Raw genomic sequence first — 22689 nt, 5'->3', positions numbered from 1 at the left:
AGAGGGGCGGGGGATCGTGCGCGACTGCCGGTCGTCTGTGGCTGGTCGCGCAGTTCCCCGCGCCCCTGAAAGAGCACAGTCACCGTTACATGATCGGGTCCGGCTCTCTCGCCAGGTCCGCCGCGCCCACCAGGCCCGCCTTGTTGCCCAGTTGGGCGGCGATGACGTCGGCCACCGGGCGCCAGTTGCCGCCCACCAGCCAGCGCTTGTAGGACTTGCGGATCGGGTCCAGGACCAGTTCGCCCTCGTCGGAGAGGCCGCCGCCGACGATGAAGGCGGACGGGTCGAAGAGGGAGGCCAGGTCGGCGAGGCCCGCGCCGGCCCAGCGGGCCAGCTCGCGGTAGGAGTCGACGGCGACCGGGTCGCCCTGCCGGGCGGCCATGGAGATGTGCTTGCCCTCGATGCCGTCGGGGCTGCCGTCGCCGAGACCGAGGAGGATCTCGGCGTTCTCCGGGGTGGCGTTGGCGCGCTGCTTGGCGTACCTCACCAGCGCCCGGCCGGAGGCGTACTGCTCCCAGCAGCCCTGCGAGCCACAGCCGCACAGCAGGCCGTCCGGGACCATGCGGATGTGGCCGAACTCGGCGGCCACGCCGAAGTGGCCGCGGCGCAGCTTGTTGCCGATGATGATGCCGCCGCCGAGGCCGGTGCCGAGGGTGATGCAGATGACGTTGCGGTGGCCCTTGCCCGCGCCGAACTTGTACTCGCCCCACGCGGCCGCGTTGGCGTCGTTCTCCACGACGACCGGAAGGCCGACACGGGTCTCGACCTTCTCCTTCAACGGCTCGTTGCGCCAGTGGATGTTGGGCGCGAAGTAGACCTCCGAGCGCTGGCGGTTGACGTATCCGGCCGCACCGATGCCCACGCCCACGATGTCGTGCCCGGCACGGGCACCCTCCACCGCCGAGGCGATGGCGTCCACGATGCCCTCGGCCGTGCCCGGAGTCGGCACCTTGTGGGTCGAGAGAATGTTGCCTTCCTCATCGACCACGCCGGCCGCGATCTTCGTGCCGCCGATGTCGACGCCGATGGTGAGTCCCATGAATCCCTCAGTTTCGGTCGAGCCCCGCTACGGTCAACCGTACCCGAGGCCCTGCCGTCAGAGGGTTTCAGTCCAAGTCGATGCGCTCGGGGCCGGGGTCCTCGCCCTTGTCGCGCAGGGTGTCGTCGCGCCGGCTCCAGCGCTGTTCCTGCGCCTGGACCGCGGAGCGGTACGCGGCGAGGAGTTCCCCGCCCGCGGCCGCGAGGTGGTCGAAGACGTCCGGGTTGCGCTCTATGACCGGCTCGACCGCGGCCTTGGCCTGCTGGACGACCTGCCGGACCACCTGCTGGGCGGCGGGTCCGGCGATGCCGCCGAGGAGGGGGGACTGAATGCCGGACAGCTTCTCCGCGACGTTGTCGACGAGCTTGCGCAGTTCCTCGGCGGCCGAGCCCGGGGGCGGGCCGTACTGGGCGCGACGGCGGGCCTTCTCCGCCGCGAGGTCCTCAGCGGCCGCCGTCGCCCACGCGTCGGCGTCGGTCGCCCGTACCTCGTCGTTCGCCTCGTGTTCCCCGGCGTCGGACGGGGGGAGCTCTTCGCTCATGACGGACTCCTGACTACGGTTCGTCCCTACGACGTTACCCGAATGGGCGTACGTGGTTCACGGGGTGCGGGGCCACAGATCCGGGTCCGGCGCGAACCGGATCCGCAGCTCGCCCTCGCGCAGGGCGGCGCCCGCGACGGTGCAGCGGCGCAGGGCGGAGGGCAGCGGGACGATCCGGCGGAACTGCCCCGCGGTGACGACGAGTTCGTCGCCGCGCCGGATCAGGTCCAGTTCCTCGCGTATGGCGCCGGGCAGCGGGATGTGCCACACCAGGACGCCGTCCTCGGCGAGCTGGTCGACGACGGGCCACTCGACGGTGGAGGGCGTCGCGTTGACGCCGGGGACGGCGAGGGCTTCGAGGTCGTCGGTGCCGCGCGGGTCGTGGCCGAGGTGCGGGACGACATGGACGTCGTACGACTCCTGCCACTCCTCCAGGGCCTTGCGCTGCTGGGCGACCAGGCCGGGGTGCCATTCCTCGGGTACGGCCCGGTTGGCGACCAGGGTGTCGGGGCGCAGGCCGCGCAGGGCGAGGGCGAGGCTCGCGGACCGTACGGCGTCGGTGCCGGCGGGGCCGGGCTCGGCGACCAGCCGTACGACGCGGTGCCGGTCGGCGAGGACGGCCTCGACGGCGCCGAGTTCGGTGTCCCAGCGGGCGGCGGTCTCGTACAGCCACTCCGAGGGCATGGGGACACCGGCGAGCCGGCCGAGGACGGGCCGCAGACCGGCGGCGGCCTGGCGCTCGGCCGGGAGCAGTCGGCGCAGGTAGCGGCGCAGTTCCTCGGGAAGGGAGAGAAGGGCGAGCGCCTGCGGGGTGGGGGGCAGATCCACGACGAGCAGCTCGTGCCGCTCGGAGAGCGCCGCGTCGCGCAGGGCCCGCAGGAGGGTGAGTTCCTCGGCGCCGGGGAGGGGGGTGACCTCCTCGGGGTCCAGCCGGGAGGCGCCGAGCAGGTCGAGGACGTTGGAGGCACGGTCCTGGAACGCGGCGAGGTCGTCCCGGAAACCGGCGGTGGCGTCGGGACGCCAGGCAGTGAGGTTCTCGGAGACCTGGGCGGGGGTCGCGCCGGTCGGCGTACCGAGGATCGCGCCGAGGGTGTCGGTGCGGTCGGCACTGAACACGAGGGTGCGGGTTCCCGCGCGGGCGGCGGTGAGCGCGGTGGCGGCGGCGACGGTGGTACGACCGCTGCCGCCGGGGCCGGTGATCAGGATGGTGCGCATAGGGGTGAACCGTAACGGACAGCCAGTGCAGTCAGAGCATGTCCAGCTGTACCCACCCAGGGGCGCGGGGAACTGCGCGACCAGCCACAGCGCACCCGCACCCGAAACACGACCCCTACTGCCCCGACTCCACCCGCTTCTTGAGTCCCGCCAGCGCCCGGTCGATGATGACCTTCTCCGCCTTGCGCTTGATCATCCCCAGCATCGGGATCTTGACGTCGACCGTCAGCAGGTAGGTGACCTCGGTCGAACCCGCTCCGGCCGGCTTGAGCACGTACGACCCGTCCAGCTGCCGCAGCATCTGGGACTTCACCAGCGTCCAGGAGACCTCGTTCTCACCGGTCCAGGTGTAGCCGAGCACCTGGTCGTCCTTGATCGCGCCCGCGTCCATGACCAGCCGGACCTGCTCGGCGCGGCCGGACGCGTCGGTCGACAGCACCTCCGCCTGCTTCACCTCACCCGTCCAGTCCGGGTAGCGGGCGAAGTCGGCGATCACGGCCATGACGTCGGCCGGCGCAGCGTCGATCGTGATGCTCGAACTGGTGTGTTCCGCCATCGCCGTGGCTCCTCCAGATACGGTCCGGTGAGGAAGGGTGACGCACGCGTACGCACGTCTGTGCAGCGTGAAGGCTACCGCGCGGACGGACTCACCATTCCAGCGCCCACGGCTTCCCGCTCCCCGCGAAGTGCCCCACGTTCACGCACTCCGTCGCCCCGATCCGCATCCGACGGACCAGGGGCTGGTGCACGTGACCGAACAGGGAGTACCGGGGCCGGGTCCGGTGGATCGCGTCCAGCAGCGCCCGGCTGCCCCGCTCGAACCGCCGCGCCACCGTGTCGTACACCAGCTCCGGCACCTCCGGCGGGATGTGCGTGCACAGCACGTCGACCTCACCGACCGCCTCGATCTTCGCCGCGTACTCCTCGTCGCTGATCTCGTACGGCGTCCGCATGGGGGTCCGGAGGCCGCCGCCGACGAAGCCGAACGTCCAGCCGCCGATCTCCACCCGCTCCCCGTCGAGCACAGTCGTACCGGGTCCGGCGTACTCCGGCCAGAGGGACGGCATATCGACATTGCCGTACGTCGCGTACGTCGGCGTCGGGAAGGCCGCGAACATCTCGGCGTACTGCTTGCGTACGGCCTTCTCGATCACCGAGCCCCGGTCGGCGCCGATCCCGCCCCACAGCCGGGCGCCGAGTTCCCGCGCCTCCTCGAAGCGGCGGGCGGTGCGCAGTTCCACGATGCGGTCGGCGTTCTCCACCCCGAACAGGTCGGGGAAGATGCCGCGCGAGTGGTCGGCGTAGTCGAGGAAGAGGACAAGGTCACCCAGACAGATCAGGGCGTCGGCGCCCTCGCCGGCTCTGGCCAGGTCACGGGCGTTGCCGTGTACGTCGCTGACCACGTGAACGCGCTGCTTCCGGTTTCCGGCCGGTGTGGGTGCCATGACGATCAAGAGTAGGCCTGTGCGGCATACGTGAACAGTGGCGGCCGGGCCTGCGGTTACTGGCCAGTCAGTAAGCAGGTGGACTACTGTGCGCCGAGAACCCCAATCCGTGTGACGCAGCGAACATCTCGTCGGGACCCCCTGTCGAAGAAGCCATACCGGCGGGTAACGTCCGGGCAGTCCAGTCGTGCTCAGCATTCAATTACTGAAATCCTGAGCACCTGCCCGAGCCTTGGACCGACCGTCGCATCACACAACGTCGTGGCGCCGGCGCCCTATGAGGAGCAGCAGTCTTGCGCGAGTTCAGCCTTCCGGCTTTGTACGAGGTCCCTGCGGACGGCAATCTCACCGACATCGTCCGTAGAAACGCCGCGCAGCATCCCGACGTCGCCGTCATCGCCCGCAAGGTGGGCGGTCAGTGGCAGGACGTGACCGCCACGGCGTTCCTCGCCGAGGTGCACGCGGCCGCCAAGGGACTCATCGCCTCCGGCGTCCAGCCGGGCGACCGGGTCGGCCTGATGTCCCGTACCCGCTACGAGTGGACGCTGCTCGACTTCGCGATCTGGAGCGCGGGCGCGGTCACCGTGCCGGTGTACGAGACCAGCTCGCCGGAGCAGATCCAGTGGATCCTCAGCGACTCCGGCGCGACCGCCTGTGTCGTGGAGCTGGACGCCCACAGCGCGGCCGTCGAGTCGGTGCGCGAGCAGCTGCCCGCGCTCAAGCACGTGTGGCAGATCGAGGGCGGCGGGGTCGAGGAACTGGGCCGCGCGGGCAAGGACATCAGCGACGCGGCCGTGGACGAGCGCAGCTCGCTGGCCAAGGCCGACGACCCGGCGACCATCGTCTACACCTCCGGCACCACCGGCCGCCCCAAGGGCTGTGTGCTCACCCACCGCAGCTTCTTCGCGGAGTGCGGCAACATCGTGGAGCGGCTGCGCCCGCTGTTCCGCACCGGCGAGTGCTCGGTGCTGCTGTTCCTGCCGCTCGCGCACGTCTTCGGCCGGCTGGTGCAGATCGCGCCGATGATGGCGCCGATCAAGCTGGGCATGGTCCCGGACATCAAGCAGCTCACCGACGAACTGGCGTCCTTCCGGCCGACGCTGATCCTCGGCGTCCCGCGGGTCTTCGAGAAGGTCTACAACTCGGCGCGCGCCAAGGCGCAGGCGGACGGCAAGGGCAAGATCTTCGACAAGGCCGCCGACACCGCGATCGCGTACAGCAAGGCCCTGGACACCCCGTCGGGCCCGTCGCTCGGCCTGAAGATCAAGTACAAGACCTTCGACAAGCTGGTATACAGCAAGCTCCGCGCGGTCCTCGGCGGCAAGGGCGAGTACGCCATCTCCGGCGGCGCCCCGCTCGGCGAGCGCCTGGGCCACTTCTTCCGCGGTATCGGCTTCACGGTCCTGGAGGGCTACGGCCTGACCGAGTCCTGTGCGGCGACCGCCTTCAACCCGTGGGACCGCACGAAGATCGGTACGGTCGGGCAGCCGCTGCCGGGCTCGGTGATCCGGATCGCGGACGACGGCGAGGTGCTGCTGCACGGCGAGCATCTGTTCAAGGGCTACTGGAACAACGAGGCCGCCACGGCCGAGGCGCTGAAGGACGGCTGGTTCCACACCGGTGACATCGGCACCCTCGACGAGGACGGCTACCTGAGGATCACCGGCCGCAAGAAGGAGATCATCGTCACCGCGGGCGGCAAGAACGTCGCCCCTGCCGTGATCGAGGACCGGATCCGGGCGCACGCGCTGGTCGCGGAGTGCATGGTCGTCGGCGACGGGCGTCCTTTCGTGGGCGCGCTGGTCACCATCGACGAGGAGTTCCTGGGCCGTTGGGCCGAGGAGCACGGCAAGCCGGCGGGTTCCACCGCGGCGTCGCTGGCCGGGGACGCGGACCTGAACGCGGCGATCCAGGCCGCGGTCGACGACGGCAACGCCGCGGTGTCGAAGGCGGAATCGGTGCGGAAGTTCCGCATTCTGTCCTCCCAGTTCACGGAGGAGACGGGCCACCTCACGCCGTCCCTGAAGCTCAAGCGCAATGTGGTGGCGAAGGACTTCGCGTCCGAGATCGAGGCGATCTACGCGAAGTAGGACGCCTCCTGACGGAGCGTCATGGCGCGGTGTCCTCCACGAGGACCCGCGCCATCGTCCGTTCGGCGAGCGCGGTGATGGTGACGAACGGGTTCACCCCGATGTTGCCGGGGATCAGCGAGCCGTCGGTGACGTACAGCCGCGAATACCCCTTCACCCTGCCGTAGTTGTCGGTGGCCTTGCCCAACACGCAGCCACCCAGCGGGTGGTAGGTGAAGTCGTCGGCGAAGACCCGGCTCGGGGAGCCGAAGAGGTCGTACCGGTAGATGGTCGAGTTGGCGGAGTTGATCCGGTCGAAGAGCTTCTTGGCCATGCCGGAGGAGACGGCGCTCTGCGCGGCGGTCCAGTCGAGGCCCAGCCCCCCGCTGCCGTACGAGAATCTGGCGCGCTGCGGGTTCTTGGTGATCGCCAGGTACAGGCTCACCCAGTGCTCCAGTCCCGTGGGTAAAGGAGCGATCTCGGCGAAGACGGGGTTGTCGGTGTTGGCCCAGTCGTCGATGCCCATGACCGGCATGGTCGACTGGTTGGCGCCGACGGTGTCCCACAGGTGGTTGGCCCTCCCGAGCATCGTGTTGCCGTTGGGTCCCCAGCCCGCCCCGACGCTCGCGTCCAGCGCCGGGAGCGTCCCCGACTGCCGTGACCGCAGCAGGAGTTCACTGGTGCCGAGGCTGCCGCCGCCGAGGAACAGGTAGGTGCAGGAGTACTGCTTGGTCTCGACGACCGCGCCTGTGTAGTCGATGCGGTCGGCGGTCAGCACCCAACTGCCGTCGCTCGCCCGGCTGATGCCGGTGACCTTCTCCAGGGTGTGGATGGTGACGTGGCCGGTGCCGAGCGCGGACGCCAGATAGGTCTTGTCGAGGCTCTTCTTGCCGAAGTTGTTGCCGTAGATGACCTCCTGGCCGAGGGCGGACTTGGTGGCGGTGCCGGCGGCCTCGCGCTGCATGTAGCCGAAGTCGTAGACGCTGGGCACGAAGGTGGTCTTCAGCCCGGTGTTCTGGGCGTGCTTCCGGGAGACCCGGCTGAACCGGTACCACTCGGTCGACTCGAACCAGGCCGGGTCGATGGTGTTGACGCCGAGCATGGCGCGGGCGCGCGGGAAGTACGTGGCGTACATCTCGGCGGTGTCGACGGTCGGGAACTGCTCGGCGAAGTAGGACTGGAGCGGGGTGACCGCCATGGAGCCGTTGACCAGGGAGCCGCCGCCGACCCCGCGGCCCACGAAGACGGACATGTTGGAGAAGCGGACGCGGTCCAGGACGCCCGGGTAGGGGGTGATGTCCTTGTTGACGACGTCCAGCCACAGGAAGGTGGCCAGCGGCGCCTCGGTGCGGGTGCGGAACCACATGGAGCGCTGGTCGGGGTTGGCGGTGTTGCAGAAGACCTTGCCGTCGGGACCGGTGGTGTTCCAGAGCCGGCCCATCTCCAGGACGAGGGTGCGGATGCCGGCCTGGCCGAGACGCAGGGCGGCTACCGAGGCGCCGTAGCCGGAGCCGACGACGATGGCGGGTGCGGACTCGACCGCGGCGGGCTCGTCCGCGCGGGCCGACTGGAGCCCGACGCGGGTGAAGCCGAGAGTGGCCGCCGTCTGGAGGGCGGCCATACCAAGGATCTGACGTCTAGTCAGCTGACGCTGTATCAGTTTTCCTGTCATGGCCGCAGCATCGGCGGATTATCCGCCTCCGGCTATAGCAGGGTCTTCAACTTTTCCGCCAACAAATCCCACCGCCACTTCTCCTCGACCCACTCCCGTCCCCGCTCCCCCATGCGCCTCCGCAGTTCCGCGTCACCGAGGAGGACGGTGATCCGTTCGGCGGCCTCCTCGACGGACCCGCCCCGCACGACCCAGCCGGTCTCCCCGTCGAGCACCGCGTCCGGGGCGCCCCCGGAGTCGCCCGCGACCACCGGGAGCCCGGTGGCCGAGGCCTCCAGGTAGACGATCCCGAGCCCCTCGACGTCCAGCCCGCCCCGCCGGGTCCGGCACGGCATCGCGAAGACGTCCCCGGCGCCGTAGTGCGCGGGCAGCTCGGCCCAGGGCACGGCCCCGGTGAAGCGCACGGCGTCGGCGACCCCGGTCTCCCGGGCGAGCTTCCGCAGCTCCTTCTCGTACGGCCCGCCGCCGACGATCAGCAGCACGGCGTCGGGCTCCGCGGCCAGGACGCGCGGCATGGCGAGGATGAGGGTGTCCTGCCCCTTGCGCGGCACCAGCCGCGAGACGCACACGACCACGGGCCGGTCCGTCAGCCCCAGCCGGGCCCGTACGGCGTCCCCGCCCGACCCGGGATGGAAGGTCTTCTCGTCGACCCCCGGCGGCAGCTGCACCATCCGACCGGCCGCCGCCGGGGACAGCGCGCCGGCGATCCGCGACCGCGTGTACTCACCGAGGTAGGTGATCGTGTCCGTCGACTCCCCGATGCGCCCCAACAGCTGCCGTGCGGCGGGCAGTTGGGCCCACCCCGCCTCGTGTCCGTGGGTCGTCGCCACCAGCCGCCGCGCGCCGGCCCTCCTGAGCGCCGGAGCCATCAGCCCGAGCGGCGCGGCCGCCCCGAACCACACCGACGTACAGCCGTGCTCCCGCAGCAGCCCGACGGCCTTCCGGGTCGCCCCGGGCGTCGGCAGCAGCATGGTCGTGGAGTCCCGTACGACGGTGAAGGGCTGCTCGGCGTCGAAGGCCGCGGTCGCCTCGGCGCCCTCCCGGCCGCGCTTCCAGGTGGAGGCGTAGACGACCAGCCGCTCGGGGTCGAGCCGCAGCGCCATGTTGTGCAGGAACGCCTGGATGCCACCGGGACGGGGCGGGAAGTCGTTCGTCACGATCAGGGTCTTGTGCATCGCGGCCGACCCTACCGAACCGGCTGCTCACAGCCGGGCTCGGCCGCGTTTATGGCACCCTCACAGGAGAGCGGGACATCATGTTCCCCTCAAGACCGAAAGAGAACGGCAGGGGATCACGTGGAGACGACGGCCTGGCGGCGGTCCCTGACCGGACTGCTGCTGACCTGGGGCGTGACCAGGCTGTTGCTGCTGCTCTGGGTCTACAGGGTGTACGTCTTCCCGGGCCCGGACGTCACCAGTGACGTGTCGGTCATCTACCAGGGCTGGTACGAGGTCCTGCGCACCGGAACGTTCCCGCAGGACGACGTGACCTGGCAGTACCCGCCGGCCGCGGCCCTCGCGATCCTCTCCCCCGCGCTGCTGCCGTTCCTGGAGTACACCCAGGCCTTCTTCCTCGTCGCGTTCGCCGCCGACCTGGCCGTGCTCGCCCTGCTGCTGTACGCGGGCCTGCGTCCCGGGCGGCGGCTGCGCGGGGCCTGGGTCTGGGTGGCGGGCGTACCTCTGCTCGGACCGACCGTCTACTCCCGCTACGACGTGATGGTGACCGCGGTGGCGGTCGCGGCCGTGCTCGCGGCGGCCCGGCATCCGAAGGTGGCGGGGGCCCTGATCGGCTTCGGGGCCATGCTGAAGGTGTGGCCCGCGCTGGTCCTGGTCGGGATCCGCAGGCGGAGCGTCTGGGCCGCGGCGGCGGTGACGGCCGCCGTGGTGGCCGGCGTGTTCTCCCTCGCGATGCCGGGGGCCTTCGCCTTCCTGACCTTCCAGCGGGAGCGCGGCACCGAGGTGGAGTCGCTGGGCTCCCTGGTCTTCCACATCGCCCGGCACCACGGCTGGGACGGCTCGGTGCTGCTCAACTACGGCTCGGTGGAGTTCCTCGGCCCCTGGGTGACCATGGTCAGCACGGCCGCCCTCGCGCTGACCGGGATGGCCTTCGGGATGCTGCTGCTGTGGCGGCTGACGGCCACCCGGTTCCGGGCGCACACGGCGGCCGACGCGGCGCTGGTGGCGGTACTGATGTTCACCACGACCAGCCGGGTGATCAGCCCGCAGTACATGGTGTGGCTGGTGGGCCTCGCGGCGGCCTGTCTGTGCTTCCGCGCGAGCCGGATGGGCCTGACCGCGGTCCTGGTGCTGGCGGCGTGCTTCGTGACGGTCCTGGAGTTCCCGATCTGGTTCGCGGACGTGGTGGCCAGCACCCCGCGCGGCATCGCCCTCCTGGTGGTCCGCAACGGCCTGCTGGTCCTCGCCACGGTCATCGGCATGCGCGAGCTGTGGCGCGAGACGGTCCCGGAACGGCCCCTCCCGGCGGAGACGCCGGACCAGACCGTGGCACCGGACCAGGCCGGGGCACCGGACCAGACCGAGGCACCGGACCAGGCCGGGGCACCGGACCAGAGCGAGGCGCCGGATCAGAGCGAGACCCCCGCCCAGGAGGCCCCCGCCTCCTCCTGAGCCCCGGCACCCGCCCGCCGGACCAGAACCACCACGACCCCGGACTGCACCGCCATGCCCAACGCGAGCGCGAGCCCCACCCCGGGCAGCCCGAGCCCCGCGCATCCGTACGCCAGCGCCAGCTGTACCGCCGTGCCGAACACCGTCACGCGCAGCAGCACCGGCGCTCCCCCACTGCCCTCGAAGACCCCGCCGAGCGCGATGCAGCAGGCCATCAGCACGAGATAGGGCCCGACACAGCGCAGGAACAGCACGCCGGCGTGGGCCACCTCGGGCCCCGCGCCGAAGGCGGCCATGATCCAGGGCGCGGTCACCAGAAACAGGACGGCGGCCCCGAGCCCGACAGCCCCCGACACGACCACCGCCTCCCGTCCGACCGCCCGCCGCGCGTCCCGCCCGGCACCCCGCAGCCGCGCGGTGTGGATCGAGGCGGCCTGCCGGACGGCGTAGAACGCCATCGTCGCCACGTACATGACCTTGTAGGCGATGGAGTAGGCGGCCACCGCCGTGACGCCGAGCCGTGCCACGATCGCGACGAGGACGAGGGCGCCGCCCTGGCGCACGGTGAAGTCGGCGGCCATCGGGAGCCCGGTGGCCAGCACGCGGCGCAGCGCGACCCCGTGCCCGGCACAGGACCGCAGCAGGGTGTTCCGGCGCAGGGCGAGCAGCCCCACCGCCAGCGCCACGCCCCGGCACAGCACGGTCGAGGCGGCGGCGCCCGGAACGCCGTACGCCTGGATCAGGAACGGATCGCACACCAGGATCAGCCCGTTGGCCAGGAAGGCGAGGCGCATGGGTGTGCGGGTGTCGCCGGTGCCCTTGAGGATGCCGTCGACGAGTTGCTGGGCGAAGAAGACGGTGACGCCGGGCATCGAGAGCGCGAAGTAGGCGGTGGCGAGGGACACCGCCGGGCCGTCGTCGAGGGCCAGCCGGGCCAGCGGCTCGCGCAGCAGGAAGCCGCCCACGGCGACCACGGGGGTGACCAGCGCCCACAGCGCCACGCCGCCCCGCACGGCCGCCCGTACCTCGCCGGGGTCCCGGGCGCCCCGGGCGTGCGCCACCAGTACGGTCGTACCGGAACCGAAGACGAGAGCGACGCCGAGCAGCACGTTCTCGGTGTTGGTCGCCACGGCCACGGCGGCGACGGCGGGGCCGCCGAGCCGGGAGACCCACACCGTGTTGATGATCCCGGCCGCGACGGAGGCCAGCAGGCCGAAGTAGACGGGGTGGGCGAGCGCGACGAGCTGTCTGCGGTGACTGTTCACTGACGGATCCCCCTCGATACGAGCTACCTCGAATAGAGGTAGCTCGATAAGAGGTAGCATGGCGGTCGTCGACCCCGCAAGGAGGAACCCCAGTGCTGGAGCTGTCGATCCTCGGCTTCCTCGCCGAGGAACCCCTGCACGGCTACGAGCTCAAGGAGCGCATCAAGGCGCTGACCGGCCATGTCCGCCCGGTCAGCGACGGGGCGCTGTATCCGGCGATCACGCGCCTCGTCGGGGCCGGCAAGCTCGACGAGCGCGCCGAACCGGGCACCAGCGCGGCCCCGCGCCGCACGCTGTCCCTCACCGATCTCGGCCGCGAGGATCTCCTGGAGCGGCTGCGGCACCCGAAGCAGGTCGAGATCACCGACCAGGTCCGCTTCAACACCGTCCTCGCCTTCCTGCGCCACCTGCCGGACCCACGCGAACAGGCGGCCGTGCTGCGGCGACGGCTGGAGTTCCTCGAGGAACCGACGAGCTTCTTCTACGACGCGGGCGAACCCGTGGGCGTGGAGGAGACCGGCGACCTGTTCCGGCAGGGCATGCTGCGGGTGGCCCGGGCGACGGGGCAGGCGGAGCGGGCCTGGCTCGGGGAGGCCATCGAGCGGCTGGAGCAACCGGGTTGACCGAGTGGCCCTGCCGACCGCGCCGATCGGCCTGTCCTGTCAGCCCAGTTCGTCGCGCAGGTACTGGCGCCACTCGGCGGTGAAGGCCGGCAGGTCCGTGTCCAGGATCTTCGCCAGGGCCGTCTCGACCGCGCCGGGTCGCTTCTCGTGCTCGCCCACCGCGCGGTAGAACGCGTCCAGCTTCGCCTCGCCCCACCGGTCCGCGATCATCCGGCAGGCCATCCAGCCGCCCTCGTAGGACCGCGCGAGGCCGGTCGCGCTGCCCGAGAAGCCGAAGTCCGCGTCGGACGGCAGAGCCCTCGGCACCCGGCGCGCGGAGACGGCCTCCGCCAGCTCCGGCGCAGCCTCGGCCGGGGTGCGCCCGGTGTTCCGGTAGCCGACCCAGTCCGCGTACCCCTCCGACAGCCACAGCGGGGTCGCGGCGGTGGTGGCGGTGCGGGTGGCGACATGGGTGGTCTCGTGGGTCAGCACGACCTGTCTGCCCAGCAGGCCGAGGAGCGCGTACGCGTCGGGGTTGACGATGATCCGGTCGGCGGGCGCCTGCGCGGGGGCGCCGGTCTCGCCGGTGGTGACGGCGGCGATCCCGCGGTACGAGGAGGCGGGCGAGCCGAGCAGGCCCGCCATGCCGTCCAGGGACTCCGGGACGAGCACGACGACGTGCCGGGACCAGCCGGTGCCCCAGGCGTCCGACACCGCGGGCACCGCGCGGTCGGCCAGGTCCGCGAAGGAGTGCAGCTTCTCGCCGGAGTGGCCGACACCGAGGACCATGCTGTGCGTGCCGCGGACGACGGTCACCCGCCCTTGGTCCCACAGCTGCTGCGGCGCCTTCCGAGCGGGCCGCTCCCTGACGACGTACCAGTGGTCGGAGGCGTCCAGGGAGAGGTCCAGGGTGCGGGCGACGGTGACCGGGGCGCTGTCGTAGCCCTGGACCCGGTAACGGAGTTCGGCGTCGGCGGTGGCGGTGGAGCCGCTGCGGTGCACCGCCGTGACCTTGTAGGACCAGGAGGCCAGCGGGACGGCACTGAGGTCGCTCCACCAGTCCGCCGCGCCCGTCCTGGCTATCGCCGCCCTGTCCCGGTCGAGGACGGCCGCGGCCCGCCGGTCGAGGACGAGTTGGACGGCGGCCTTCGCCGAGTCGGCGGCCGTGGGCCTGCCGCCGCACGCCACCAGGGAGGCCAGCAACAGGCACAGCACCACGACACCGTGCTTCGACGCCTGCCTTCGACCAGCCATGTTTCCCGATCGTACGGGTTCACCGGCCCCCGGTCAGGGGCGTGTGACCGTCGCCCCCGGCATCATGCCCACCGGGTCGTAGCGCACCGGGGCGCCGGGGTAGGGGGCGTGGATGACCTGGCCGTTGCCGACGTACATGCCGACATGGCTGGCGTCGCCGCGGTAGGTGACCAGGTCACCGGGACGGGCCTGGGAGAGCGGGACCTGGCGGCCGGCGTACCGCTGGGCCTGCGAGGTGCGCGGCAGGGAGACCCCGGCCCGGGCGTACGACCACTGCATCAGGCCCGAACAGTCGAAGCCGCTCGGCCCGTTGGCGCCCCACACGTACGGCTTGCCGAGCGCGGACTGCGCGGCGGCCACGGCGGCGGCCGCCCGGCCCGAGGGCGCCACCGCGCCCGAGAGGTCGGGCATCTCACCGCGGCCGGAGCGGGAGGCCCGGTCGTAGGCGGCGCGCTCGTCGGACGGCAGGGCGTTGAGGAGTTCCCGCGCCCTGGCGAGCTTCTTCTCGACCGCGCGCTTGTGGGAGGCGACCGCCCTGCGGCTGGTCTCCAGGTCGCCGAGCTTGCGGGCCGCCTCGGCGCGGTCCTGGGCGAGTTCGCGCATGGCCTCCTGGAGGTCCCTGAGCTCGCCCGCCTGGTGGGCGTTGATCCGGTCGAGGACGGCGGCCTTGTCGAGGTAGTCCTCCGGGTCGTCGGAGAACAGCAGCGCGAGGGACGGGTCGAGGCCGCCGGAGCGGTACTGGGCGCCGGCCAGCGAACCGAGCGCCTCCCGCATGGAGTTGATGCGCTCCTGCTGCCGGGCGATGCCGTCCTGCGCGGTGCTGACCTCCTCGCGCAGCGAGTCGGCGCGCTCGTCGGCCTTGTTGTAGGCCTCGGTGGCCTGTTCGGCCTCCTCGTAGAGGCGGTCCACCTCGGCCCGGGTGCCGTCGGAGGGGGCGGCGTTCGCCGGTACGGCGCCGAGCGCGGCGGCCGCCGCGGACAGCACACCCAGGGCGGCACCGGCACCCCGGTTGAACCCGGACGTCTGGACAAGGCGGCGATGGGACCCCACGGGAAGCCGCGCTCCTTCCGCTGGCGGACAGGGAAACGCGGCCGACAGTAGCCCCGAGGAGGGGGCGTCTCCAACGACCTCCGCGCCCACGGAACGTGACACCCCGCCCACGACGCAGGTCATGGGCGGGGTGTGGGGTCAGCGGGAGTTGCCGCAATTCGCCCGTTCGGGCGGTGCGGCGTCCCGTGTCAGATCCGCACGCCGAACTGGAACGGCATGTTGTTGATCGACTCGTAGCGCACGACGGTGCCGGTGCGGGGGGCGTGGATGACCTGGCCGTTGCCCGCGTACAGGGCGACGTGGTGCAGGTCGCCGTAGAAGATGACCAGGTCGCCGACCTTGAGCTGGCTCTCGGAGTAGATCCGGGTGCCGGCGTTGGCCTGGGCCTGGGAGGTGCGCGGGATGGTGACGCCGGCCTGCGCGTAGGCCCAGGAGGTCAGGCCCGAGCAGTCGTAGGAGGCGGTGCCGGTGGCGCCGTAGACGTACGGCTTGCCGAGCTGGGTCTGGGCGGCCTGGAAGGCGGCCTCGGCCCGGGCGGAGGCGGCGGGCGCGTCACCGAGGTCCACCCGCTCGGTGGCGGAGCGGCTGGCGCGGGCGTCGGCCGCGGCGAGGGCGGCCTTCTCGGCGGCGGTCAGCGTGTTGAGGAGCTTCTGCGCCTCGGCCAGCTTGCCCTGAACGGCCTTCTTCTGCTTGGCCAGTTCGGCGCGGGTGCTCGCGAGGTCCTGGAGCTTCTCGGTGGCCTCGGCGCGCTGCTGGGCGAGCTCGCGCTGCTTCTCCTGGATCTTCTTCAGCGCGTCGACCTGCTGGGCGCTGAGCTGGTCGGCCGTGGAGGCCTTGTCCAGGTAGTCCTCGGGGTTCGAGGACAGGAAGAGCTGGAGGGAGGAGTCGATGGAGCCGGAGCGGTACTGCGCGGCGGCCGCGAGGCCTATGGAGTCGCGCAGTTCGTTGAGCTCCTCCTGGCCGCGGGCCACGTTGTCCTGGACCGTGGAGATCTCCTTCTGGAGATCCTGCTGCTTCTCCTTGGCGCCGTTGAGCTTCTCGGTGGCCTGCTCGGCCTGCTCGTAGAGCGCGTCGACCTTCGCCTTGACCTCGTCCTTGCTGGGCTTGTCGCTCGGCGCCGCGTTGGCAGCGTTGGCGCTGAGGGCTACGGCGGCAGCAGCTGCGGTGGTGAGCACGGTCACGCGCACACGGCTCGGCTGCTTGGGTCGACGGTGGGACGCCACGGAGGTGAACTCCTTCTTTTGAGTGATCACCCGCTCGGAGGTTCGAGAGCAGACCCTAGTGACCTTCCTGTGATCAGTTCAAATCCTCAGGAGCAAAATCCCGTCACGCCATGCATTCTTTACACACAACTCACGTGCGGTGATGCCCGCTTGACACTACGTTGCGTGACGATACGGCCAATTGGGACAATAAACCTGGACTTTGATGTTTAGGACAGCCGCTTCAGAAGTACCGCAGAAGCCACCGGCCGGGCCCCCGCCTTGGCGATCCCGTCGGCGACCTCGCGGTCGGTCGAGGCGACGATCACCGGTCGTCCGGGCGGCTCCGCGCGCACCAGCTGACGGATCAACTCGTCGGCGGTGACGCCGGGTTTGGAGAACAGCACCCGCACCCCGCGCGGCGGCGCGAGCAGCACCGGCGCGGCCAGCTCGGCCCCGTCGAAGACACAGGTCACCTCGGCGCCGGTCTGCGCGGCGAGCTGGGAGAGCTGCCCGAGGAGCCTGAGGCGCTGCTTCTCCAGTGGCATCTGGGGATAGCCGGTCTTGGTGACGTTGTAGCCGTCGACCACCAAGTGGGCCTGGGGCAGGGCGAGGAGCTGGTCCAGGATCGCCGGGTCGTTCTCGGACAGGGCCCGCGCGGCGATGTCCTTCGGGGTCATTCGTCCCGGTTCGACCGCGTCCACGGTCTCGGCGGGCCGGACCGAGACGGGCGGCAACGCCAGTTCCCGGCGCAGCCCTTGGGCCGCGTCGAGGACGGTGTCCAGAAGCAGCCGTACGCGCATGTCCTCGACACTGCGCCCCTCGCGCGCCGCTCTGCGGGTGGCCTCCAGGGCGGCTTCCGCCTCGCCGAGACGGGCCTTCAGGCGCCGCGTCTCGCTCTCCGCGGCCGACACCTGGGCCTGCCCCTCGGCGCGTACGGCGTCCATCTCGCCCTGCACCTTGCGCAGGGCGGCCTCGCCGCGCTTGACGTCACTGTGGGCCGCGCGCAGTTTGCGGTGAAGCGATTCGGCTTCCTTCTTGGCCGATTCCAGCTCGGCGCGCAGCCGTTCGGTCTCGGCGCGCGTCTGGTCACGCGCCGCCGTGAGCTCCTCGCGCAGCCGCTCCAACTCGGCGCGGGCCTCCTCGTCGGCCCGCTCGGCGTCCGCCCGCAGGGCCTCCTCGCCGGCCGCGGTGACCAGCTTGACCCACCCGGTGGGCCGCAGAACATAGGCCGCGGCCGCCACGTCGAGCGGATCCGCGGCCGGGGGCGGCGCACCGGAGTCGAGAGCACCGCAGAGCTCCGGCTGGGCCTCTCTGAACTTCTCCCCGATGCGCTGGCGGAACAGCGGATCGGTCTCCAGCGCGGCCGCCATCGCGTTGCCCGCGAACTTGGCGCGCCGGTTGGGGGCGAAGCGCGCGTACTGCCGCAGCTGGGCGGGCAGCTCGCCGACGGTCAGCCCGCCGAAGCCCTCCGAGACGATGTGCACGACCCGGCGTCGCACACTGTCGGGCAGCGGACGGTCGAGCACCTCGGCGGCGCCGTCGCCCGGCCCCCCGCCTGTGGTCTCCGCCATCCGTCACACCCCAATACCTGCGGGGCCGCTCCGCTCAGGAGTCGGCGCCCGGCCTGTCCACGAGTTCCACCTGGTCCACGGCGTTGCACCAGCGGCACCGCACCGACTCGATGGTCTCACTGACCACCTCGCGCTCCTCGACCTTGGGCTCTCCGGCCAGGTCGAGGTGGACGTACTCGACGACCTTCGACGAGCGGGTCACGTCGAAGCGCGTGAGGTTGCCGCAGAGGGTGCAGCGCCACCGCGTCGAGGCGGTCGGGAGGGGAACCGTCATCGTGACTGTGCTCTTTCCTTCTAGGCCTTCTATTGTCCGCGACACACCGGGGTCCCCGGGGTGTGGCACGTAACCCTACGGCCTGGCGGGTACTCGCCGCTCGGGCGTCCGCGGCGGCGAGGCGGTCTGTCGGCTTGCGTCCCGTTACGTCATGCTCTGTGTTCATGATCCGCAACTGGAGGGTGACGGTCGGTGGAGCAAGCAGGTCGCTGTGGGGATCGGCACCGGTCACCTACGGTCTGATCGCGCTGTGCTTCCTGATCTTCCTGGTCGGCCCCGCGTCCGGCCTCAATCCGGCCTACGGCCACGGTGACGCGCTCCTGGCCGCCCAGCGGGCCTGGTTCCACCGCTGGGGCGTGGTCCCCGCCGAGCTCTTCGAGGACTCCGCCGGTGCCGCCCTGTCCCCGGCCACCGCGCTGTTCATCCACGGCAGCTGGGTGCACCTGCTGGGCAACATGCTCTTCCTCTACGTCTTCGGCGTGATGACCGAGGAACGGATGGGCCGGGTGCAGTTCCTCCTCTTCTACCTCGGCTGCGGCTACCTCGCCCTGCTGGGCTACGCGGCCGCCAACGCCGGCTCGGAGCAGTCCCTGGTCGGCGCGTCCGGGGCGATCTCCGCGGTCCTCGGAGCGTTCCTCTTCCTGTTCCCCGGGGCCCGGGTGACCAGTCTCCTGCCGTTCCTCTTCTTCCTGCCGCTGCGCTTCCCCGCCTGGGTCGTCCTGCCGTTCTGGGCGACCCTGCAATGGCTGGCGGCGGGCCGGGCGAGCGACGGACCGGGGGTGGCCTATCTGGCCCACGTGGTGGGCTTCGGCCTGGGCCTCGCCTACGCCTGGGTGCGCTTCGGCCCTGCCACTAGAGTGAAGGTCGCCCCAGCTCCGGCCCCCGAGGGAGAGAACCAGCCGTGATCACCGCGATCGTCCTCATCAAGACCAGCGTGGACCGGATCCCCGAGATCGCGGAGCGGATCGCCGCGCTGGAGTCCGTGAGCGAGGTCTTCTCCGTGACGGGCACGTACGACCTGATCGCGATGGTCCGGGTGAAGCAGCACGAGGACCTCGCCGAGGTCATCCCCGGCAGCATCAGCAAGATCCCCGGCGTCGAGGCCACGGACACCCACGTGGCCTTCCGCACGTATTCCCAGCACGACCTGGAGGCCGCCTTCGCGATCGGCCTCGACAGCTGACCGGCCTCGACGGTTGACCGGCCTCGACGGCTGACGCGCCTCGTCGGCTAGGAGGCCGACGCGAGCACGGTGATGCCGTCGGCGGTCGCGACGTAGACCCGGCCGCCCCGGACCACCGGGGACTGGGTGCCGATGGACGCGCCGCCCTCGACGCGTCGCTGCCAGGTCCGCTTCCCCTCGCGGTCGAGGCCGTACAGCGTCGAGCCGTGCCGTACGTAGACGGTGTCGCCGAAGACCACCGGGTCGCTGTACTGGCTTCCGTCGTCGGTGAACCGGAAGGACCACGCCGTCGATCCGTCGGCGGGGTCCAGGGCGACCACTTCGTAGTCGGACGCGGTGACGCCGAGACCGCCGAAGGGCACGCAGGTGAAGTAGCGGCTGCCGTACACCTTGTCGTTGCCCGAGTCCCACAGGAGCCTGCCCGCGCGGCTGAGGCCGTGCAGCATCTGTTCGCCGCCGGAGCCGACCATCAGCGTGCCGCCGACCAGCGCGGGCCGTCCGGTGTCGAGGCCGGCTTTCGTGGCCCAGAGCCGTTCGCCGGTCTTCGCGTCCAGGGCCTGCACCTGGTCCCCGAAGGTGCCGACGTAGACCACCCCGTCCGCCACCAGGGGCTCGCTGGTGGGTGCCGCGCCGGTCGGCGTGGACCAGCGCACGCTGCCGTCGGGGGCGTAGGCCCGCACCCCGCCCGCGTCCGAGCCGTCGCCGTAGGACACCAGGACCAGTCGTCCCGAGGCCACCGGGAACTGGCTGTTCGCGGCGAACGCCTTCGTCCAGCGGACCTTGCCGCGCGGGCCGAGCGCGCACAGCTCGGAGGCGCCGTCCTGGTCGTCCTCCAGCAGGCAGTACACACCGTCGGCGGTGGCGAGCGGGGACATGGCCTCGGCGCCGAGCGAGGTCCGCCACACGGTCCGCCCGTCCAGGTCCAGCGCGTGCAGCGCGCCGTCCGCACCGCCGACGTACACGCGGGTGCCGTCGGGTGAGAGGGCCGCGCAGGGGCCGCGCCGCCCGCCGAGCCCCTGGACCTTGTACTGCCAACCCGTCGCGGGCGCGCCCGGCGCGGACCCGGCCCCCGCCTCGACCGTGTCGTCCGGCCGGTCCCGCAGCCACAGCCAGCCGCCCGTGCCCGCGGCGGCTACCGCTCCGGCTCCGCCCGCCACGGCCCGCAGCAGCCTGCGCCGGGACGGCGGGGCGGGGGCCGGTGTCACATGGGTGACCGCGGGGACCTCCGCGACGGTCGCGGGCGCCACGTACTCCACCCGGCTCTCCCGCTCCCCCGAGTCGTGCGCGGGAACCCAGTGCGCCCCGCTCCGGGCGGCCTCGGGCTCCCGCACGGCACCGGGGGCGTACCACCCGGGGCGCAGGCCCTCGCGCAGCGAGCCCGCGGTGTGTCCCACGGCCGCGACCAGCTCGGCGGGCGTCGGCCGCGCCGCGGGGTCGTCCCGCAGGCAGGCCTCCACCAGCGGCAGCTGTTCCTTCGGTACGGCGGACAGGTCGACGTCCCCGGTCAGGATCCGCAGCAGCACGACCGAATCCTGCCCCTCACCGAACGGTTCCTTCCCGCCGGACGCGTACGCGAGGGCCGCGCCCAGGGAGAAGACGTCGCTGGCCGGGACCACCTGGGCGCCGTTGCGGATCTGCTCGGGAGAGAGGTAGCCGACCGACCCGACGACCACCCCGGTCCGGGTCAGCGCGGTGCCTTCCAGCGCCCGGACGATCCCGAAGTCGATGACGCGGGGCCCGTCGGGCGCGAGCAGGATGTTGGAGGGCTTGAGGTCCCGGTGCACCAGGCCCTTGGCGTGGATCGCCGTGAGCGCCTCGGCGAGCGCGCCCGCGAGGAGCCGTACCGCGTCCGCGGGCAGCGGGCCCCGGTCCAGCACCGCGTCCCGCAGGTTGGGGCCCGCCACGAACTCACTGGCCATCCACGGCCGCGCGGCCTCGGTGTCCGCGTCCACGACCCGCGCGGTGTACGTGCCGGCCCCGCCGACGGTCTGCGCGGCCCGCACCTCGTGCCGGAACCGGGCGCGGAAGGTGCGGTCCTCGGCGTGCTCGGCGCGTACCACCTTCACGGCCAGCCGCAGCCCGCCGCGCGCCTCGGCGAGGTACACCTCGCCCATCCCACCGGATCCGAGCCTGCCCAGGACCTGGTACGGCCCGATGGTCCGCGGGTCCGTCTCGCGCAGCTCCTGCACCCCGTGCTCCCCCTGCTTCCGTACGGCTGCCGGGATCGAGCGTATACGCGGGGTGGACGCCCGTACGTCAGACGGCCGGGACGCAGCGCCCGTCCTCGGTGCGGTACTGCCACTTCGCACCGTCCGCCACCAGTTCCTTCACGGCCATCACGAACCGCTCCACGTGCTCGTCCGGCGTGCCCGCGCCGAAGCTCACCCGGATCGCGTTCAGGGACTTCTCGCCGGGCGCCGCCTCGGGGGCCCCGCACTCGCCCTGGGTCTGCGGGTCGCTGCCGAGGAGGGTGCGGACGAGGGGGTGGGCGCAGAAGAGGCCGTCGCGGACACCGATGCCGTACTCGGCGGACAGGGCGGCGGCGAAGTGGGAGCTGTTCCAGCCCTCGACGACGAAGGAGATCACGCCGACGCGGGGGGCGTCGTCGCCGAAGAGGGACAGGACGCGGACCTCGGGGACCTCGGCGAGGCCCTGGCGGACCTTCTCGATCAGGTGCTGCTCACGGGCCACCAGGGTGTCGAAGCCGGCCTCGGTGAGGGCCTTGCAGGCGGAGGCGATGGAGTAGGCGCCGATGACGTTCGGGGAGCCGGCCTCGTGCCGCGCGGCGCTCTCGTGCCACTCCACGTCCACTCCCCCGTCCTCGCGCCGGGTGACCTTGCGGCTGGCGCCGCCGCCCGCGAGGTAGGGGTCGGCCGCCCGGAGCCAGTCGGCGCGGCCGGCCAGGACACCGGAGCCGAAGGGGGCGTACAGCTTGTGGCCGGAGAAGGCGACCCAGTCGACGTCCAGGTCACGGACGCTGACCGGGTGGTGGGGGGCGAGCTGGGCGGCGTCCAGGACGATCCGGGCGCCGTGGGCGTGCGCGGCGGCGGCCAGCTCGCGGACCGGCCACAGCTCGCCGGTGACGTTGGAGGCGCCGGTGACGCAGACCAGGGCCGGGCCCTGCGGGTCACGGGCGGCGAGGGCCTTCTCCAGGGTCTCGACGGCCTGGCGCGGGGTGCGCGGGGCGTCGAGGTAGCTGACCCGGGCGGCCCGCGGCGCAGCCGCAATCGGATGCAGCCAGGGCAGCAGGCTCGCGTGGTGCTCCGTCTCGAAGACGAAGACCTGGCAGTCGGCGGGGAGGGCGGCGGCGAGCAGGTTGAGGGAGTCGGTGGTCGACCGGGTGAAGATCAGCTGGTCGTCCTCGCGGCAGTCGAGGAACTCGGTGACGGTCTTTCGGGCGTTCTCGAACAGGTCGGTCGACAGCTGGGAGAGGTAGCCGGCCCCGCGGTGCACGCTGCCGTAGTACGGCGCGTAGGCCGCCACGTCGTCCCAGACGCGCTGGAGGGCGGGGGCACTGGCCGCGTAGTCGAGGGCCGCGTAGGTGACTTCGCCGCCCGTGACGAGCGGGACGGTGACGTCCCGGCCCAGAACGGGCAGCTGGGCACAAATGGTCTGGGCGGAGGCAGCGGTGGAGACAGACATGGGGAACTCCCGTGAAAAGACAGGTGAAGGATGAG

General features: G+C 71.8%; 20 protein-coding genes. 5 read left to right on the top strand and 15 right to left on the bottom strand.

Annotated elements, in window-relative coordinates:
- Positions 1-85 precede the first annotated feature (85 nt).
- From OHN19_RS31845 to OHN19_RS31825, 5 genes are all read right to left on the bottom strand, one after another.
- Positions 86-1039 (bottom strand): ROK family glucokinase, encoded by a 954-nt coding sequence (locus tag OHN19_RS31845; RefSeq protein WP_007381458.1) that lies wholly within the window; start codon positions 1037-1039, stop codon positions 86-88.
- A 67-nt stretch (positions 1040-1106) separates the two neighbouring features.
- Positions 1107-1580 (bottom strand): DUF5304 family protein, encoded by a 474-nt coding sequence (locus tag OHN19_RS31840; protein ID WP_330267501.1) that lies wholly within the window; start codon positions 1578-1580, stop codon positions 1107-1109.
- Between the two features lie 57 nt (positions 1581-1637).
- Positions 1638-2795 carry an ArsA family ATPase gene (locus OHN19_RS31835; RefSeq protein ID WP_330267500.1) on the bottom strand — a complete coding sequence of 386 codons (1158 nt, stop codon included), beginning with the start codon at positions 2793-2795 and terminating at the stop codon, positions 1638-1640.
- A gap of 115 nt (positions 2796-2910) precedes the next feature.
- Complete coding sequence (locus tag OHN19_RS31830; RefSeq protein ID WP_330267499.1) at positions 2911-3351, bottom strand: SRPBCC family protein; 441 nt, start codon at positions 3349-3351, stop codon at positions 2911-2913.
- A 91-nt stretch (positions 3352-3442) separates the two neighbouring features.
- Entirely contained in the window at positions 3443-4198 is a 756-nt protein-coding gene (locus OHN19_RS31825) for a metallophosphoesterase family protein (RefSeq protein WP_330269759.1), read from the bottom strand.
- Between the two features lie 335 nt (positions 4199-4533).
- Here OHN19_RS31825 and OHN19_RS31820 point away from each other — a divergent pair, with 335 nt between their 5' ends.
- Positions 4534-6330, top strand: coding sequence for an AMP-dependent synthetase/ligase (locus OHN19_RS31820; protein ID WP_330267498.1), 1797 nt, complete (start codon positions 4534-4536; stop codon positions 6328-6330).
- A 19-nt stretch (positions 6331-6349) separates the two neighbouring features.
- Here the strand turns inward: OHN19_RS31820 and OHN19_RS31815 are convergent, their stop codons facing one another.
- On the bottom strand, positions 6350-7930 hold the full coding sequence (locus OHN19_RS31815; protein ID WP_330269758.1) for a GMC oxidoreductase: 1581 nt from the start codon (positions 7928-7930) through the stop codon (positions 6350-6352).
- A gap of 83 nt (positions 7931-8013) precedes the next feature.
- Complete coding sequence (locus OHN19_RS31810; RefSeq protein WP_330267497.1) at positions 8014-9156, bottom strand: glycosyltransferase family 4 protein; 1143 nt, start codon at positions 9154-9156, stop codon at positions 8014-8016.
- A 120-nt stretch (positions 9157-9276) separates the two neighbouring features.
- Between OHN19_RS31810 and OHN19_RS31805 the strand changes: the two genes are divergently transcribed.
- A complete protein-coding gene (locus OHN19_RS31805) occupies positions 9277-10608 on the top strand; it encodes a glycosyltransferase 87 family protein (RefSeq protein ID WP_330267496.1) in 1332 nt (443 codons plus the stop codon).
- On the opposite strand, the gene OHN19_RS31800 is transcribed toward OHN19_RS31805, so the two are convergent.
- Positions 10566-11873 (bottom strand): MATE family efflux transporter, encoded by a 1308-nt coding sequence (locus tag OHN19_RS31800; protein ID WP_330267495.1) that lies wholly within the window; start codon positions 11871-11873, stop codon positions 10566-10568. The genes OHN19_RS31805 and OHN19_RS31800 overlap by 43 nt on opposite strands.
- Positions 11874-11965: 92 nt before the next feature.
- On the opposite strand from OHN19_RS31800, the gene OHN19_RS31795 reads away from it, so the two are divergent.
- Positions 11966-12496 carry a PadR family transcriptional regulator gene (locus OHN19_RS31795; RefSeq protein WP_330267494.1) on the top strand — a complete coding sequence of 177 codons (531 nt, stop codon included), beginning with the start codon at positions 11966-11968 and terminating at the stop codon, positions 12494-12496.
- Positions 12497-12535: 39 nt separating this feature from the next.
- Here the strand turns inward: OHN19_RS31795 and OHN19_RS31790 are convergent, their stop codons facing one another.
- From OHN19_RS31790 to OHN19_RS31770, 5 genes are all read right to left on the bottom strand, one after another.
- Complete coding sequence (locus tag OHN19_RS31790; RefSeq protein WP_330267493.1) at positions 12536-13729, bottom strand: hypothetical protein; 1194 nt, start codon at positions 13727-13729, stop codon at positions 12536-12538.
- 33 nt (positions 13730-13762) lie between these two features.
- Positions 13763-14779, bottom strand: a complete 1017-nt coding sequence (locus OHN19_RS31785) for an NlpC/P60 family protein (protein ID WP_330267492.1) — start codon at positions 14777-14779, stop codon at positions 13763-13765.
- Between the two features lie 188 nt (positions 14780-14967).
- Positions 14968-16002: an NlpC/P60 family protein gene (locus tag OHN19_RS31780; protein ID WP_330267491.1), complete on the bottom strand. Its 1035-nt coding sequence runs from the start codon at positions 16000-16002 to the stop codon at positions 14968-14970.
- A gap of 209 nt (positions 16003-16211) precedes the next feature.
- Positions 16212-17555 (bottom strand): NYN domain-containing protein, encoded by a 1344-nt coding sequence (locus OHN19_RS31775; protein WP_330267490.1) that lies wholly within the window; start codon positions 17553-17555, stop codon positions 16212-16214.
- Positions 17556-17589: 34 nt separating this feature from the next.
- On the bottom strand, positions 17590-17829 hold the full coding sequence (locus tag OHN19_RS31770) for a hypothetical protein (RefSeq protein WP_020137397.1): 240 nt from the start codon (positions 17827-17829) through the stop codon (positions 17590-17592).
- A gap of 164 nt (positions 17830-17993) precedes the next feature.
- On the opposite strand from OHN19_RS31770, the gene OHN19_RS31765 reads away from it, so the two are divergent.
- Both OHN19_RS31765 and OHN19_RS31760 read left to right on the top strand, forming a co-directional pair.
- Positions 17994-18734 carry a rhomboid family intramembrane serine protease gene (locus OHN19_RS31765; protein ID WP_330267489.1) on the top strand — a complete coding sequence of 247 codons (741 nt, stop codon included), beginning with the start codon at positions 17994-17996 and terminating at the stop codon, positions 18732-18734.
- The gene (locus OHN19_RS31760) at positions 18731-19012 is read left to right on the top strand and encodes an Lrp/AsnC family transcriptional regulator (RefSeq protein ID WP_020137395.1); all 282 of its coding nucleotides are present in this window, start codon (positions 18731-18733) and stop codon (positions 19010-19012) included. Before OHN19_RS31765 ends, OHN19_RS31760 begins: the two co-directional genes overlap by 4 nt.
- A gap of 47 nt (positions 19013-19059) precedes the next feature.
- Here the strand turns inward: OHN19_RS31760 and OHN19_RS31755 are convergent, their stop codons facing one another.
- Together OHN19_RS31755 and OHN19_RS31750 are read right to left on the bottom strand one after the other, a co-directional pair.
- Entirely contained in the window at positions 19060-21201 is a 2142-nt protein-coding gene (locus OHN19_RS31755; protein WP_330267488.1) for a serine/threonine-protein kinase, read from the bottom strand.
- Between the two features lie 67 nt (positions 21202-21268).
- Positions 21269-22654 carry an aminotransferase class V-fold PLP-dependent enzyme gene (locus OHN19_RS31750; RefSeq protein WP_330267487.1) on the bottom strand — a complete coding sequence of 462 codons (1386 nt, stop codon included), beginning with the start codon at positions 22652-22654 and terminating at the stop codon, positions 21269-21271.
- Between the last annotated feature and the right edge of the window lie 35 nt (positions 22655-22689).

The sequence above is a fragment of the Streptomyces griseorubiginosus genome, assembly GCF_036345115.1.
Lineage (GTDB): Bacteria > Actinomycetota > Actinomycetes > Streptomycetales > Streptomycetaceae > Streptomyces > Streptomyces griseorubiginosus_C.
The sequence above is the reverse complement of the archived record's forward strand: the minus strand, read 5'-3'. Positions and strand labels throughout refer to the sequence as shown.